This window comes from Burkholderia sp. Ap-955 (assembly GCF_011753045.1).
Classification (GTDB): domain Bacteria; phylum Pseudomonadota; class Gammaproteobacteria; order Burkholderiales; family Burkholderiaceae; genus Burkholderia; species Burkholderia lata_D.
This window is the reverse complement of record NZ_VWWH01000079.1, coordinates 1-15,564: the sequence shown is the minus strand read 5'-3', so window position 1 is coordinate 15,564 and position 15,564 is coordinate 1. Positions and strand designations below refer to the sequence as shown.

Below are 15,564 nucleotides of genomic sequence, written 5' to 3'. Positions count from 1 at the left end.
GTGGGAGGAGCGGGCGTGCCCGGCAGCGGTCAGGTCAGTACGCGGGGGCCGCGCCGGCTTACGCCGACGCCGTGCCGTGCGCACGCATCGCGGTATCGCATTCGGCCGCTTCGGCGAGCATCCAGTCGCGCACGTCGGCGACTTCGCGGCGCGGGGCCGGATCGTGCTGGAACAGCCAGTAGCCGTACGCATCCGACAGCGCCTGCGTGTGTGGCCCGAGCACCGCGAGCCGCCCGTCCGCGAGCATCGGCGCGACGAGCGCGAGCCGGCCGAGCGCGACGCCCTGGCCCGCGATCGCAGCCTGGATCACCTGGTCGTACTGGTTGAAGCGCAGCACGCCTTTCGGGCGCGCGTCGCCGAGCCCGGCCGCGTGCAGGTGCGTGCGCCACTGCAATTGCGGCTGCGGCGGCCCGTCGAATTCGAGCAGCACGTGGTCGGCGATCGCGGCCGCGTTCGTGACGGGCCGGGCCGCGAGCGCGGGATGGGCGACCGGCACGACGATCTCGTCGAACAGGCGCAGCGCGCCGGCCGGCGCGCGGTCGCGCGGACAATAGCGGATCCCGAGGTCGATGCCTTCGGCGCGCAAATCGAGTACCTTGTCGTTCGCGGCGACGCGCAGGTCGATCTCCGGCAGGCGCGCCTGCAGCCGCCCGAGCCGCGGCAGCAGCCACAGCGCGGTGACGCCGATGCTCGCGGTGATCGTGACGGGCTGGCGCTCGCGCGTGGCCGCGAGCGACGCGACGGTGTCCTGCAGCCCGTGCAGTGCCGCATCCGCGACGCGAAACAGCCGCTCGCCTTCCGGCGTGAACGTGATCTTCCGGTAGCCGCGCTGCAGCAATGCGACGCCGAGGTGCGCTTCGAGCGCGTGTACCTGGCGGCTGACCGCCGATTGCGTGACGCACAGGTCCTGCGCGGCGAGCGTGATGCTCATGCGGCGGCCGACGGCGACGAAACCGCGGACGAGGTCGAGCGACGGGAGGCGGACGAGCGGCGTTGACATGCGCGTGACTCATGCGAACGGAGCAGCAAGATTGGTTGAGAACGCGGGGCGCGTCAAGTTCAATGGAGGCTGGCGCGGGCGGTGAAGGGGGAGCAGGCGCATGTGCGTTGACGTCCTGGCCGGCTGCGAAGCATGGGCGGGAGCAGGCACTGACACGCTAACCCGGACGGGCCGCGAAGCATGGGACCGGAGACACGATGACGATTTCGAACGAAGGCAGCGAAATGACGCAGGGCACCCGCGCGGCGGACGCATTGCCCCCCGAGCCGGTGACGCTGCGCGCGGCCGACGGCTATGCATTGCGCGGCCATGTATGGCGCCATCGCGGCGGCGGTGTCGTGCGGCCCGTGACGGTCGTCAATTGCGCGACGTCGGTGCGTTGCGACTACTACTTCCGTTTCGCGGCCTGGCTGTTCGCACAGGGGCGCGACGTGCTCGTCTACGACTATCGCGGCATCGGCGGGTCGCGCCCGGCGCAGCTCGCGAAGCTGCGCGCGAACTGGCTCGACTGGGGGCGGCTCGATTGCGAGGCCGCGCTGCACTACGCACGCGACGCGTTTCCGGGCCAGCCGATCGACGTCGTCGCGCACAGCATCGGCGGGTTCGCGCTTGGGCTCGCCGCATCGAACGTCCACGTGCGGCATGCGGTGACGGTCGGCGCGCAGTACGCGTACTGGCGCGATTACCTGCCGGCCGAACGGCGGCGCATGTGGTGGAAGTGGCACGTCGCGATGCCGGTGCTCGCGGCCGTGTTCGGCTACGTGCCCGCGAAGCGGCTCGGCTGGATGGAGGACACGCCGCGCGGCGTTGCCTTGTCGTGGGTGCGCTCGCAGGCACGCTTCGAGGAGGGCTATACGAGCGGCCTGCTCGCCGAACCCGCCGCGAGCCGCGCCGCGTTGCCCGCCCGCTTCGCGGGGCTGGCGGCGCCGATGCTCGCGATTGGCCTCGACGACGACGGGTTCGGCACGGTCGAGGCGATCGAGCGGCTGGTCGGCTACTACACGGGCAGCGATGTCACGCATCTGCGGATCGCGCCGGCCGACATCGGCGTCGACGCGATCGGCCATTTCGCGTTTTTCCACAGCCGCTTCACCGAGACACTGTGGCCGCTCGCGCTCTACTGGCTGCAACACGGCGTGCTGCCGGCCGATGCGCCTGGCAACGTGCATGCGATTCACCCTGCATCGCGCGGGCGCGGGGCCGGCAGCGGCGTGCCGGGCGTTGCCGCGAACGGGTGACCGGACGGCCATGCCACGCCGGTGCCTGCCGCGAGAACGACAAGCATCAGCGCGGCGTGCAGTGCCGGCAGCATTGACGCCGGCGGGCCGCAACGGTTCGCCATACCGCCTGATCGATTAACATCGGACGTTTCCTTCCACAGGCCGCCGCACGTCGATGCTCGTCCCGCCCGATTCCGTTTCTCCGTCTGAAAGCTCCCGCGCCTGGCGCATGCAGCGGCTCGACGTGCCGCCCGCCGCGGCCCGCGCCGGCGTGCGGATCGCGCGTGTCGATTTCGACTGGCGCGTGCCGCTTGCGTCGCCTGCGTATGCGGCACTGAGCGACGGCGAGCGCGCGCGGGCCGCACGCTTCATGCGGCACGAGGATGCGGTGCGCAGCGCCGCGACGCGTGCCGCGCTGCGCGACGTGCTCGGCGCGGCCCTCGGCATCGCGCCGCAGGCGGTAGCGATCGTCGTCGACGCATCGGGGCGACCGTCGCTGGACGGCGCGCATCGCGCGTCGCTCGACTTCAACGTGTCGCATGCCGGCGACCATGCGCTGCTTGCGTGGGCCCCAGCGGGCCGCGTGGGCGTCGATATCGAGTGCTGCAACCGCGCGACCGACTGGCGGGCGCTGACGCGCGAAGTCTGCGCGCCTGCCGAGTCCGCCTATCTCGACAGCCTGCCGCTTGCCGCGCGCGCCGGCGCATTCATGCGCGTCTGGAGTGCGAAGGAGGCGCTGCTCAAGGCGCTCGGCACGGGCATCGTCGGCGGGCTGAGCGCGTTCGCGGTCGTACCGCCGCGCGATGTCGCGACCCCCGCGACGACGATCGTCGAGCCGGCCGCGCCCGCCGCCGGCGTCGCGGCGTTCGATGCGGCGTGGCTCGACGCGGCGCCCGGCTATGCGGCGTGCGTCGCGTGGACGCGTGCGTGAGCCGCGGTCAGCGCGCGGCGCTCATTCGAGCGGCGCGTCGTTCGGCGCCGCATAGCGCGCCTTGATCACGTCGCTCATCGGGAAGTCGAACGACAGCCCCTTCGGCGGCACCGGCTTCATGAACCACTTGTCGTACAGCGCGTTGATCTCGCCGCTTTTCATCAACTGCACGAGCACGCCGTCGACGAGCGCCTTGAACTGCGGATCGTCCTTGCGCAGCATGAACCCGTAGGCTTCCGACGATTGCGGCGTGCCGACGAGCTGCCAGTCGGCCGGTTTCGCGGCGAGCTGGCGCACGCCCGCGAGCAGCACGTCGTCCATCATGTACGCGGCCGCGCGGCCCGATTCGAGCGTGAGGCGTCCTTCGCCGTAGTCCTTCGCGCTGATGATCTGCATGTTCATCTTCTTTTCCTCGTTCATCTTGCGCAGCAGGCGTTCGGACGTCGTGCCCTGGTTCGTCACGACCGTCTTGCCGGCGAGATCGGGGAAGTCGCGGATGCCCGACGTCGTGCGCGTGAGCAGGCGTGTCGTCGCGACGAAGAAGGTGGTCGAGAACGCGACCTGCGCATGGCGCGCGGCGAGGTTGGTCGTCACGCCGCATTCGAGATCGACGGTGCCGTTCTGCACGAGCGGAATGCGGTTCTGCGACGTGACCGGGATGAAGCGCACCTGCAGGTCGGGCTTGCCGGTGCGCGCCTTCACGGCGGCGATCACGCGGTCGCACAGGTCCTGCGAGAAGCCGATGACCTTGCCGTTCGCGTCGACGTAGGAGAACGGCACCGACGTTTCGCGGTGGCCGATCGAGATCAGGTTGCTCTGCCGGATCTTCTCGAGCGTGCCCGACAGCGGCTCCGCGGCGAGCGACGCGCCGCAGGCGAGTGCGCACGTGGCGAACAAAAGGGGGCGGCCGAACCGGGCGGCGAGTCGTGACGGGAAGGGCATGGCGGTCTCCGTGGCGAATGGTGATCCGTATGTTGCCAAAGACAAAATAATTGCAACAATTGTTAATAACAGGATCACACGGGCCGGTGCGGCGGGCCGCACCGGGCATCAGGGAAACTCCCAAGTCGAAATCGGTGAAAAACGGGTTGTCTAGACAAGTTGGCGTGGCTACACTTCAATCCATTCCGAACTTGTCTAGACAGGATTGCTCACATGATTACGTTGACCCCCGGCCATCTGACCCTCCCGCAACTGCGCCAGATCGCACGCGAATCCGTGCAGCTCGCGCTCGACCCGGCCAGCTTCGCGAAGATCGACGCCGGCGCGAAGGCCGTTGCCGACATCGCCGCGAAGGGCGAGCCGGCCTACGGCATCAACACGGGCTTCGGCCGCCTGGCCAGCACGCACATCCCGCACGACCAGCTCGAACTGCTGCAGAAGAACCTCGTGCTGTCGCACGCGGTCGGCGTGGGCGAGCCGATGGCACGCTCGTCGGTGCGCCTGCTGATGGCGCTGAAGCTGTCGAGCCTCGGCCGCGGCCACTCGGGCATCCGTCGCGAAGTGATGGACGCGCTGATCAAGCTGTTCAACGCGGACGTGCTGCCGCTGATCCCGGTGAAGGGCTCGGTCGGCGCATCGGGCGACCTCGCGCCGCTCGCGCACATGTCGGCCGTGCTGCTGGGCGTCGGCGAAGTATTCATCCGCGGCGAGCGTGCAAGCGCACTCGACGGTCTGCGCGTCGCGGGCCTCGTGCCGCTGACGCTGCAGGCGAAGGAAGGCCTCGCGCTGCTGAACGGCACGCAGGCATCGACTGCGCTGGCGCTCGACAACATGTTCGCGATCGAAGACCTGTACCGCACCGCGCTCGTCGCCGGCGCGCTGTCGGTCGACGCGGCTGCCGGTTCGGTGAAGCCGTTCGACGCACGCATTCATGAATTGCGCGGCCATCAAGGCCAGATCGATGCGGCAGCGTCGTACCGCGAATTGCTCGAAGGCTCGCCGATCAACCAGTCGCACCGCGACTGCGACAAGGTGCAGGACCCGTACAGCCTGCGCTGCCAGCCGCAGGTGATGGGCGCGTGCCTGGACCAGATGCGCCATGCGGCCGACGTGCTGCTGGTCGAAGCGAACGCCGTGTCGGACAACCCGCTGATCTTCCCGGATACCGGCGAAGTGCTGTCGGGCGGCAACTTCCACGCCGAACCCGTCGCGTTCGCGGCTGACAATCTCGCGCTCGCCGCAGCGGAAATCGGCGCGCTGGCCGAACGCCGCATCGCGCTGCTGATCGACGCGACGCTGTCGGGCCTGCCCCCGTTCCTCGTGAGGGACGGCGGCGTGAACTCGGGCTTCATGATTGCGCACGTGACGGCGGCCGCACTCGCGTCGGAAAACAAGACGCTCGCGCACCCGGCGTCGGTCGACTCGCTGCCGACCTCGGCGAACCAGGAAGACCACGTGTCGATGGCGACGTTCGCCGCGCGCAAGCTCGCTGACATCGCGGACAACACGAAGCACATCCTCGCGATCGAACTGCTGGCCGCCGCCCAAGGCGTCGACCTGCGCGCGCCGTACCACACGAGCCCGAAGCTCGCGCCGGTGATGGAAACGATCCGCAGCAAGGTCGCGCACTACGAGCTCGACCACTACTTCGCACCGGACATCGCCGTGATCGCCAAGCTGGTCGGCGAGCGCGCGTTCGCGAAGGTCGCGCCGTTCTCGTTCGCGTCGGAACAGTAAGCCCATGAGCGCGCCGGTCTACCAGGAGATCAAGGATTTCATCCTGGCCCGCATCCACGCAGGCGAGTGGGAGGAGGGCGATCAGGTGCCGTCCGAGAACGAGCTGGCGCGCGAATTCAAGGTGGCGCGCATGACCGTCAACCGCGCGCTGCGCGAGTTGACGGCCGAACAGGTGCTCACGCGCATGAAGGGGGCGGGCACCTACGTCGCGCGGCCGAAGTACGAGTCGACGCTGGTGGCGATCCGCAGCATCTCGGAGGAAGTCGGTGCACGCGGGCATGCGTATCACGCCAGCGTGCTCGGCCTCGACACGATCCGCGCCGACGACGCGCTCGCCGACGAGATGCAGGTCGCCGTGCGCACGAAGCTGTTTCATTCGCAGGTGCTGCACTTCGAGAACGACGAGCCCGTCCAGCTCGAAGAACGGTGGGTGAATCCTGCGGTCGCGCCGGATTATGCCGAGCAGGATTTCACGAACACGACGCCGAACCTGTACCTGATGCGCGCGGCTCCGCTGCAGCGCGTCGAGTACCGGATCGAAGCGGCGGCCCCGGCGCCCGAGCGGCGCGAGCAGCTGCGGATGGACGACGTCGAGCCGTGTCTGGTTTTACATCGACGCACCTGGTCGCAGGGCGTCGTCGCCTCGGTGGCGAATCTGTGGCATCCCGGCAGCCGTTATCGCTTCACCGGGCATTTCTGATTCCTATTTGATAGTCATTTTCCTTCGGGAGCAGTCGTCATGAACCATCCGAAACACATCGATCCCCGTCTCGATCCGACGCGCACGATCCGCGCGCCGCGCGGCAGCGAGAAAGTCTGCAAGACCTGGCTGGCCGAAGCGGCCTACCGGATGATCCAGAACAACCTCGACCCGGAAGTCGCCGAGCATCCGCATGCGCTCGTCGTGTACGGCGGCATCGGCCGTGCGGCACGCAACTGGGAATGCTACGACCAGATCCTCGCGTCGCTGAAGGATCTCGAAGAGAACGAGACGCTGCTGATCCAGTCGGGCAAGCCGGTCGGTGTGTTCCGCACGCACAAGGATGCGCCGCGCGTGCTGCTCGCGAACTCGAACCTCGTGCCGCACTGGGCGAACTGGGATCACTTCCACGAGCTCGACCGCAAGGGCCTGATGATGTACGGCCAGATGACGGCCGGCAGCTGGATCTACATCGGCAGCCAGGGCATCGTTCAGGGTACCTACGAAACGTTCTTCTCGGTCGCGAACCAGCACTTCAATGGCGATCCGTCGGGCCGCTGGATCCTGACGGGCGGCCTGGGCGGCATGGGCGGCGCGCAGCCGCTGGCCGCGACGATGGCCGGCTTCTCGATGATCGCGGTCGAATGCGACGAGACGCGCATCGACTTCCGCTTGAAGACGCGCTACGTCGACAAGAAGGCGACGACGCTCGACGAGGCGCTCGGCATGATCGAGGAAGCGAAGCGCACCGGCAAGCCGGTGTCGATCGGCCTGCTCGGCAACGCGGCCGACGTGTTCGCGGAACTCGTCACGCGCGGCATCACGCCGGACTGCGTGACCGACCAGACGAGCGCGCACGACCCGATCAACGGCTACCTGCCGCAAGGCTGGACCGTCGCGCAATGGCGCGAAGCGCAGAAGGTCGATCCGCAGAGCATCGTGAAGGTCGCGAAGCAGTCGATGGCCGTCCAGGTGCGCGCGATGCTCGCGCTGCAGGAACGCGGCGCGGCGACGCTCGACTACGGCAACAACATCCGCCAGATGGCGCTGGAAATGGGTGTCGAGAACGCATTCGACTTCCCGGGCTTCGTGCCGGCCTACATCCGCCCGCTGTTCTGCGAAGGCAAGGGCCCGTTCCGATGGGTCGCGCTGTCCGGCGATCCGGAAGACATCTACAAGACCGACCAGAAGGTGAAGGAGCTGATCCCCGACGATCCGCACCTGCACAACTGGCTCGACATGGCGCGTGAGCGCATTGCGTTCCAGGGCCTGCCGGCACGGATCTGCTGGGTCGGCGTGAAGGATCGCTATCGCCTCGGCCAGGCGTTCAACGAGATGGTCAAGAACGGCGAACTGAAGGCCCCGATCGTGATCGGCCGCGACCACCTCGACACCGGCTCGGTCGCCAGCCCGAACCGCGAGACGGAATCGATGAAGGACGGTTCGGACGCCGTGAGCGACTGGCCGCTCCTGAACGCACTGCTGAACACCGCAGGCGGCGCATCGTGGGTGTCGCTGCACCATGGCGGCGGCGTCGGCATGGGCTTCTCGCAGCACTCGGGCGTCGTGATCGTCGCCGACGGTACCGCCGAAGCGCATGAGCGCCTCGGCCGCGTGCTGCTGAACGACCCGGCGACGGGCGTGATGCGCCATGCCGATGCCGGCTACGAACTCGCGCAGCAGACGGCCCGCGAAGCCGGCCTGAAGCTGCCGATGCTCGGCCGCTGAGCATGACGGCGCTCCACCAGGCGCCGGCGATTGCGACGATGATCCGCGCAGCGGATCTCGTCGCGTCGCCATGGAAGAACGGCGGCGGCGTGACGCGCGAAATCGGCGCGTTCCCGCCGGGTGCCGCGCTCGACGCATTCGCGTGGCGCGTGAGCGTCGCCGACGTCGGCACGGCCGGGCCGTTCTCGCGTTTCGACGGGATCGACCGCACGCTCGTGCTGCTGTCCGGCGCGGGCATGACGCTCGCCGAGGCAGGCGGCGCACGCCACGTGCTCGACGCACCGCTGGCCCGCGCGGATTTTGCGGGTGAAGCGGCGATCGACGCGACGCTGCACGACGGCGCGACGCGCGACTTCAACCTGATGACGCGCCGTTCGGCCGCGCGCGGCGCGCTCGACGTGTGGCGCGCAGGCGCGCACCGCATCGAGCATGCCGATACCGTGCTGCTGTATTGCGCGGCCGGCGAAGCCGCCGTCGAAATCGACGGCACGCGTTACACCCTGGAAGAAATGGACACGCTGCGGCTCGACGGGCCGCGGCGTGCGTTTGACGTCGTCGTGAGCGGGAGCGGCGCGTTGCTCGCCGTGTCGCTCGCCATCGGCGAACGAGACTGAACGCATGAAACCGACTGTCTGGCATCACCTGAGGCTGTGTCCGCACGGCCATCCTGACGAGACGATCGACGACGCGGCGATCGCCGTCGACGAAACCGGCACGATCGTGTGGCTCGGCGCGTTCTCCGCGCTGCCGCACGGTTATGCGCACTGGCGGCGCGAGGATCTGCACGGCGCGTGGGTGACGCCGGGCCTCGTCGACTGCCATACGCACCTCGTGTACGGCGGCACGCGTGCCGACGAATTCGCGCAGCGCCTCGCGGGCGTGAGCTACGAGGAAATCGCGCGGCAGGGCGGCGGGATCGTATCGACGGTGCGCGCGACGCGTGCGGCCGACGAGACGACGCTGTTCGTGCAGGCCGCGGCACGCCTGCAGCCGCTGCTCGCCGAAGGCGTGACCGCGATCGAGATCAAGTCGGGCTACGGGCTCGACCTCGCGAGCGAACGCAAGATGCTGCGCGTTGCACGCCAGCTCGGTGAGCGCTTTCCGGTCACCGTCTACACGACCTTCCTCGGCGCGCACGCGCTGCCGCCCGAATATGCGGGCCGCGCGGATGCGTACATCGACGAAGTGTGCGACCGGATGCTGCCGGCGCTGGCCGACGAAGGCCTCGTCGACGCGGTCGACGTATTCTGCGAACGCATCGGTTTTTCGCTCGCGCAGACCGAGCGCGTGTTCGAGGCCGCGACGCGGCGCGGGCTGCCCGTGAAGCTGCATGCGGAGCAACTGTCGAACGCGGGCGGCACGGCGCTTGCCGCGCGCTACCGCGCACTGTCCGCCGATCACCTCGAATTTCTCGACGAAGCGGGCATCGAGGCGATGAAGGCAGCCGGTACGGTTGCCGTGCTGCTGCCCGGCGCGTACTACTTCATCCGCGAGACGCAACTGCCGCCGATCGAGCTGCTGCGCAAGCACGGCGTGCCGATCGCGCTCGCGACCGATCACAACCCCGGCACGTCGCCGCTCGAATCGCTGCTGCTGACGTTGAACATGGGCTGCACGCTGTTCCGCATGACGGTGCCCGAAGTGCTGCAGGGCGTCACGCGCCATGCGGCCGCGGCGCTCGGCCGCGCGGATCGCCACGGCGCGCTCGAGGTCGGTCGCCAGGCCGACTTCGCCGCGTGGTCGGTCGGCTCGCTGGCGGAGCTCGCCTACTGGATCGGCCGGCCGCTGTGCGAGCAGGTCGTACGCGGCGGCACGACCGTGTTTCGCCGGATGAATGGATAGCCTCATGACCGACACCCTGTTGTTCGCAGACCATGCGTACCTGCCCGATGGCTGGCGCCGTAACGTACTGCTGCGGTGGGACGCGGCCGGCACGCTGACCGGCGTGACGCCCGACACCGACGCACCGGCCGGCGTCGCGCGTGCGGCCGGGCCGGTGCTGCCCGGCATGCCGAACCTGCATTCGCACGCGTTCCAGCGCGCGATGGCGGGGCTCGCCGAATATCGCGCGAATCCGTCCGACAGCTTCTGGAGCTGGCGCGACCTGATGTACCGCTTCGCGCTGAAGATCACGCCCGACGCGCTCGCCGCGATCGCGCGCTGGCTGTATGTCGAGATGCTCAAGTGCGGCTACACGTCGGTGTGCGAATTCCACTACGTGCACCACACGCAGGACGGCTCGCGCTATCCGCAGATCGCGGAACTCGGCACGCGCGTGATCGACGCCGCGCGCGCGGCCGGTATCGGCATCACGATGCTGCCGGTGTCGTACCAGTTCGCCGGTTTCGGCGACAAGCCGCCGCGTGACGACCAGCGCCGCTTCATCAATACGCCCGACGGCCTGCTCGAACTGCTCGACGCGATGCGCCGCGTGGCGCCGGAGCACGGCGGGCTGCGCTACGGCGTCGCACCGCACTCGCTGCGGGCGGTATCCGAGAACGGCTTGCGCGTGCTGCTCGACGGGCTGCCCGACGATGCACCCGTGCATATCCATATCGCCGAGCAGACGGCCGAAGTCGACGACTGCGTGCGTGCGTACGGCGCGCGCCCCGTGCAATGGCTGCTCGATCGCTTCGACGTCGATGCGCGCTGGTGTCTCGTGCACGCGACGCACGTCGACGCGGCTGAAACGGCGGCGCTCGCGAAGCGTCGCGCAGTTGCCGGCCTGTGCCTGACGACCGAAGCGAACCTCGGCGACGGCGTGTTCCCGGCCGTCGACTATCTCGCGCAAGGCGGCGTGATCGGCATCGGCTCGGACAGTCACGCGTCGGTCGACTGGCGCTCGGAGTTGCGCCTGCTCGAATACGGGCAACGGCTCGTGCACCGCGCGCGCAACGTGCTGGCGAGCGACACCCAGGCGCATGTCGCCGATCGCCTGTTCGACGCATCGCTCGCGGGCGGCGCACAGGCCAGCGGGCGGCGCGTCGGTGCGCTGCAAGAAGGGTGCCGCGCGGACTGGCTCGTGCTCGATCCCGATCATCCGGCGATCGCCGAACACGACAACACGTCGTGGTTGTCGGGTATCGTGTTCGCGGAGCACGGCGACACGCCGGTGCTCGACGTCTACACGGGCGGCGAGCGCGTCGTGAGCGGCCGCCGTCATCGCGACGAAGCCGTCGCGTATGCCGACTACCGCGCCGCACTGGCGCAACTGCTGCGCTGATGCGCGCAACCGGCGCACGCCGCAAGCGTGCGCCGGCAGACCTCCAACGGTGATGCGACATGACTGAACAACCGGCTGTATTCACGCTGAAGCAGGGCACGCTGCCGCTGCTGATCTCGATTCCGCACGCGGGCACGCACATCCCCGACGACATCGCCGCGACGATGACGGCCGACGCGCGTTTCGTCGACGATTGCGACTGGCATCTCGAACGGCTGTATGGATTCGCGGCCGACCTCGGCGCATCGATCCTCGTACCGTCGCATGCGCGTTACGTCGTCGACCTGAACCGGCCGCCCGACAACGAGAACCTGTACCCGGGGCAGGACACGACGGGGCTCGTGCCGGTCGATACGTTCGACAAGGCGCCGCTGTATCCGGCGAACGCGCTGCCCGACAACGACGAGATCATGCGTCGCCGCGATCGCTGCTGGCTGCCGTATCACGAGGCGCTGCAAGGCGAGGTGGCACGCCTGAAGCGCGAGCACGGCCGCGTGCTCGTATGGGAAGCGCATTCGATCCGCTCGCACGTGCCGCGCTTCTTCGACGGCCGCCTGCCTGACTTCAACTTCGGCACGTCGAGCGGCGCGAGTGCCGCGCCGGGCCTGGCCGAGGCGCTGGCCGCGCGCGTGCTCGAACATGGCGGCTATACGGCGGTCGCGAACGGGCGCTTCAAGGGCGGCTACATCACGCGTCACTACGGCGTGCCCGCTACCGGCGTCGAGGCCGTGCAGCTCGAGCTCTCGCAGATCACCTACATGGAAGAGACGCGTCCTTACGCGTATGACGAAGCGCGTGCGGCGCGGATTGTGCCGCTATTGCAGACGCTCGTCGAAACCGCGCTCGCGCATCGTTGAACGCGGGCCGCACGGATGCGGCAGCGCGGCGGAGCAGGCGCGTCACGGCCCGCCGGCACGCAGCATGCCGCGCCGATGCAATGCACAACACGGCATCGATCCACGGGATCGATGCCGTTTTTTTCGTTTGGCTTTCGTCTGATCGATGTCGTCATCGGCCCCTGAAAATTTGACGCAATTTTTAGGTGATATAAGCTGAATGTCAGGAAGTCGTCACGCGCGCACGTGCGGAGGGGCCATCGATCGTGGCCGCACCGCGCCGGAATGCGCTGCGAGACACCTTGCCGACGTGTCGCCGCGCGGCATTGCCGCATGCGCTTGATCGCGACACGTGTCCTGCATTCATCAGTCAGTCGAGTACGATCGTGAAAGCCGCCAGCCCTTCGATACGCCGGACGCGAAGTCCGTCGGCGGGCGCGCCGCCTCAGGCCAGGCCGTTCCGGCATGCTGATCGCGGCACGCGTGCCGCCTTTTTACGCGCGCCTCGCTTCTTCGCCATTTCCCATCGCGGCCTGCGCCGCTTCAATCTCGTGTCCGCGCACGTGTTCAGCGCGGTGCAGTGCGACGGCAGCGCATCGTTGTTGCCCTAGCGTCGTTTTCCGCTTCCGTTCCGGGTCGCACCGCCTGTTGCCGCATCGTCCGAGCGGCAGGATCGCGCATGGTCATGCGCCGCGTCGTGGCGCATGCGTGCGGCGCCGGCATGAACCTTCAACGTCCCGCGTGCAGACGCATCGCGCGCGATTACCGGAGAGCCGCCCATGCGTGCGCGCCCGATCGTAGCCGTCACCGCCGACCGCATCCTGCGCGGTGCGCATCCGAACCACTCGGCGGGGGAGAAGTACCTGGCCGCGCTCGTCGACGGCGCCGGCGCGCTGGCGTTCGTGCTGCCCGCGCTCGGCGCGCGCCAGCCGGCCGACGCGATCGTCGCGGCGATCGACGGCTTGCTGTTGACCGGCAGCTATTCGAACGTCGAGCCGCATCATTACGGCGGCGACGCGAGCGCACCCGACACGCTGCATGACCCCGCGCGCGACGCGACCGCCCTGCCGCTAATCCGCGCGGCGATCGACGCGGGCGTGCCCGTGCTGGCGATCTGTCGCGGCATGCAGGAGCTGAACGTCGCCTACGGCGGCACGCTGCATCAGCGGCTGCACGCGACGACCGGCTTCGACGATCACCGCGAGCGGCCCACCGATCCGCTCGAACGGCAGTACGGCCCCGCGCACGTCGTGCAGTTCGCGCCGGGCGGCCTGCTGCAGCGGGTCGCGCGCGGCGCGCAGGAAGCGACGGTCAATTCGCTGCACGACCAGGGCATCGCGCAACTCGGCGCGGGGCTCGTCGTCGAAGCCAGTGCGCCCGACGGGCTGGTCGAGGCCGTCAGCGTGCGTGGCGCGCGCGCGTTCGCGCTTGGCGTGCAGTGGCATCCCGAATGGCGCTACGCGGAACAGCCGCTGTCGCGCGACATCTTCGCGGCATTCGGCGCGGCATGTCGCGCGCGCATGACGCATCGCATTCATGCAGCCGGCGGCGCGATGCCGTCGCCGGCCGCATCCGACGTCGACTGATAGAGGCCGATCATGCAACCCGAACTGAGCGAATTCCTGCGACAGCACCGCATCACCGAGGTCGAGGCGATCATTCCCGACATGGCCGGCATTGCGCGCGGCAAGATTATTCCGCGCAACAAGTTCGAATCCGGCGAATCGATGCGCCTGCCGCAGGCCGTGATGGTGCAGACCGTCACCGGCGACTATCCGGAGGACGGCACGCTGACCGGCGTGACCGATCCCGACATGGTGTGCGTGCCCGATCCGTCGACGATCTGCCTGATCCCGTGGGCCGTCGACCCGACCGCACAGGTGATCCACGACTGCGTGCACTTCGACGGCTCGCCGGTCGAGATCTCGCCGCGCTATGTGCTGCGCCGCGTGCTCGACCTGTACAAGGCGAAAGGCTGGCAGCCGGTTGTTGCACCCGAGCTCGAGTTCTATCTCGTCGACATGAACGCCGATCCCGACTTGCCGCTGCGTCCGCCCGTCGGCCGCACCGGGCGTGCGGAGACCGGCCGGCAGTCGTATTCGATCGAGGCCGTGAACGAGTTCGATTCGCTGTTCGAGGATATCTACGAATACTGCGAGATGCAGGGGCTCGATATCGAGACGCTGATCCACGAGGTCGGCGCCGCGCAGATGGAGATCAACTTCGTGCATGGCGATGCGCTGTCGCTCGCCGACCAGGTGTTCCTGTTCAAGCGCACCGTGCGCGAGGCGGCGCTGCGCCACAACATGTATGCAACCTTCATGGCGAAGCCGATGCAGGACGAGCCGGGCTCGGCGATGCACATCCACCAGAGCCTGGCCGACGCGCACACGGGGCGCAATTTGTTCTCCAGCGAGGACGGTGCGGTGTCGCCGATGTTCCACAGCTATCTCGCGGGGCTGCAGAAGTACACGCCGGCACTGATGCCGATCTTCGCGCCGTACATCAACTCGTATCGCCGCCTGTCGCGCTTCATGGCCGCGCCGATCAACGTGCAGTGGGGCTACGACAACCGTACGGTCGGCTTCCGCATTCCGCAGTCGGGCCCGTCGGCGCGCCGTATCGAGAACCGGATCCCGGGCGTCGACTGCAATCCGTACCTCGCGTTTGCGGCGACGCTCGCGGCCGGCTATCTCGGCTTGACCCAGCAGCTCGCACCGACCGAGCCGATCGCGTCGGACGGCTACAACCTGCCGTACCAGCTGCCGCGCAATCTCGAGGAGGGCATCTCGCTGATGGCGGCCTGCACGCCGCTGGCCGGCATTCTTGGTGACAAGTTCGTGAAGGCCTATCTGGCGCTGAAGGACACCGAATACGAAGCGTTCTTCCGCGTGATCAGCTCGTGGGAACGCAGGCATTTGCTGCTGCACGTCTGAGCGTGCACCCGACCGAATACGGAATCACGGAGGAAACATGACGTACCGCAACGAATCTGCCTGGATCCAGCCGGCCGCACCGAGCGCCACGGCCGCAGCTCCCCGCGCGACGCAGGCGCGCACGACCGCCGAATACCGCGCGCTCGACGCCGCGCACCACATTCACCCGTTCTCCGACATGGGTGCGCTGAACCGTGCAGGCAGCCGCGTGATCGTGAAGGCCGACGGCGTCTACCTGTGGGACTCGGACGGCAACAAGGTGATCGACGGGATGGCCGGCCTCTGGTGCGTGAACGTCGGCTACGGCCGCA

At 68.5% G+C, this 15,564-nt stretch carries 13 protein-coding genes and 1 pseudogene; 12 read left to right on the top strand and 2 right to left on the bottom strand.

The genetic code is table 11. The features are described 5' to 3' along the window. Positions 1 to 58: 58 nt before the first annotated feature. Positions 59 to 1,000, bottom strand: coding sequence for a LysR substrate-binding domain-containing protein (locus F3J15_RS29210; RefSeq protein WP_166895559.1), 942 nt, complete (start codon positions 998 to 1,000; stop codon positions 59 to 61). 197 nt (positions 1,001 to 1,197) lie between these two features. Between F3J15_RS29210 and F3J15_RS29205 the strand changes: the two genes are divergently transcribed. Further along, a complete protein-coding gene (locus tag F3J15_RS29205) occupies positions 1,198 to 2,238 on the top strand; it encodes an alpha/beta fold hydrolase (protein ID WP_166895557.1) in 1,041 nt (346 codons plus the stop codon). A gap of 157 nt (positions 2,239 to 2,395) precedes the next feature. Then, positions 2,396 to 3,151, top strand: a complete 756-nt coding sequence (locus tag F3J15_RS29200) for a 4'-phosphopantetheinyl transferase superfamily protein (protein WP_166895555.1) — start codon at positions 2,396 to 2,398, stop codon at positions 3,149 to 3,151. Between the two features lie 21 nt (positions 3,152 to 3,172). Here the strand turns inward: F3J15_RS29200 and F3J15_RS29195 are convergent, their stop codons facing one another. Next, positions 3,173 to 4,093: a glutamate/aspartate ABC transporter substrate-binding protein gene (locus F3J15_RS29195; protein WP_166895553.1), complete on the bottom strand. Its 921-nt coding sequence runs from the start codon at positions 4,091 to 4,093 to the stop codon at positions 3,173 to 3,175. Positions 4,094 to 4,306: 213 nt separating this feature from the next. Between F3J15_RS29195 and hutH the strand changes: the two genes are divergently transcribed. The 10 genes and pseudogenes from hutH to F3J15_RS29140 all read left to right on the top strand — a co-directional run. Beyond that, a complete protein-coding gene (gene hutH, locus F3J15_RS29190; RefSeq protein ID WP_166895551.1) occupies positions 4,307 to 5,830 on the top strand; it encodes a histidine ammonia-lyase in 1,524 nt (507 codons plus the stop codon). 4 nt (positions 5,831 to 5,834) lie between these two features. After that, positions 5,835 to 6,530 carry a histidine utilization repressor gene (gene hutC / locus F3J15_RS29185; protein WP_069248398.1) on the top strand — a complete coding sequence of 232 codons (696 nt, stop codon included), beginning with the start codon at positions 5,835 to 5,837 and terminating at the stop codon, positions 6,528 to 6,530. Between the two features lie 39 nt (positions 6,531 to 6,569). Further along, positions 6,570 to 8,258, top strand: a complete 1,689-nt coding sequence (hutU, locus tag F3J15_RS29180; protein WP_089425798.1) for a urocanate hydratase — start codon at positions 6,570 to 6,572, stop codon at positions 8,256 to 8,258. 2 nt (positions 8,259 to 8,260) lie between these two features. Continuing rightward, the gene (locus F3J15_RS29175; RefSeq protein ID WP_089445972.1) at positions 8,261 to 8,872 is read left to right on the top strand and encodes a HutD family protein; all 612 of its coding nucleotides are present in this window, start codon (positions 8,261 to 8,263) and stop codon (positions 8,870 to 8,872) included. Positions 8,873 to 8,876: 4 nt separating this feature from the next. Beyond that, entirely contained in the window at positions 8,877 to 10,100 is a 1,224-nt protein-coding gene (hutI, locus tag F3J15_RS29170) for an imidazolonepropionase (RefSeq protein ID WP_166895549.1), read from the top strand. 4 nt (positions 10,101 to 10,104) lie between these two features. After that, positions 10,105 to 11,481, top strand: coding sequence for a formimidoylglutamate deiminase (locus tag F3J15_RS29165; protein ID WP_166895546.1), 1,377 nt, complete (start codon positions 10,105 to 10,107; stop codon positions 11,479 to 11,481). Between the two features lie 59 nt (positions 11,482 to 11,540). Next, positions 11,541 to 12,338: an N-formylglutamate deformylase gene (gene hutG, locus F3J15_RS29160; protein ID WP_166895544.1), complete on the top strand. Its 798-nt coding sequence runs from the start codon at positions 11,541 to 11,543 to the stop codon at positions 12,336 to 12,338. A gap of 758 nt (positions 12,339 to 13,096) precedes the next feature. Next, positions 13,097 to 13,903: a gamma-glutamyl-gamma-aminobutyrate hydrolase family protein gene (locus F3J15_RS29150; protein ID WP_089445967.1), complete on the top strand. Its 807-nt coding sequence runs from the start codon at positions 13,097 to 13,099 to the stop codon at positions 13,901 to 13,903. A 12-nt stretch (positions 13,904 to 13,915) separates the two neighbouring features. Continuing rightward, positions 13,916 to 15,253, top strand: a complete 1,338-nt coding sequence (locus F3J15_RS29145) for a glutamine synthetase family protein (protein ID WP_069248391.1) — start codon at positions 13,916 to 13,918, stop codon at positions 15,251 to 15,253. Positions 15,254 to 15,290: 37 nt separating this feature from the next. Continuing rightward, a pseudogene (locus F3J15_RS29140) lies at positions 15,291 to 15,564 on the top strand (aminotransferase class III-fold pyridoxal phosphate-dependent enzyme); the annotation flags it as partial.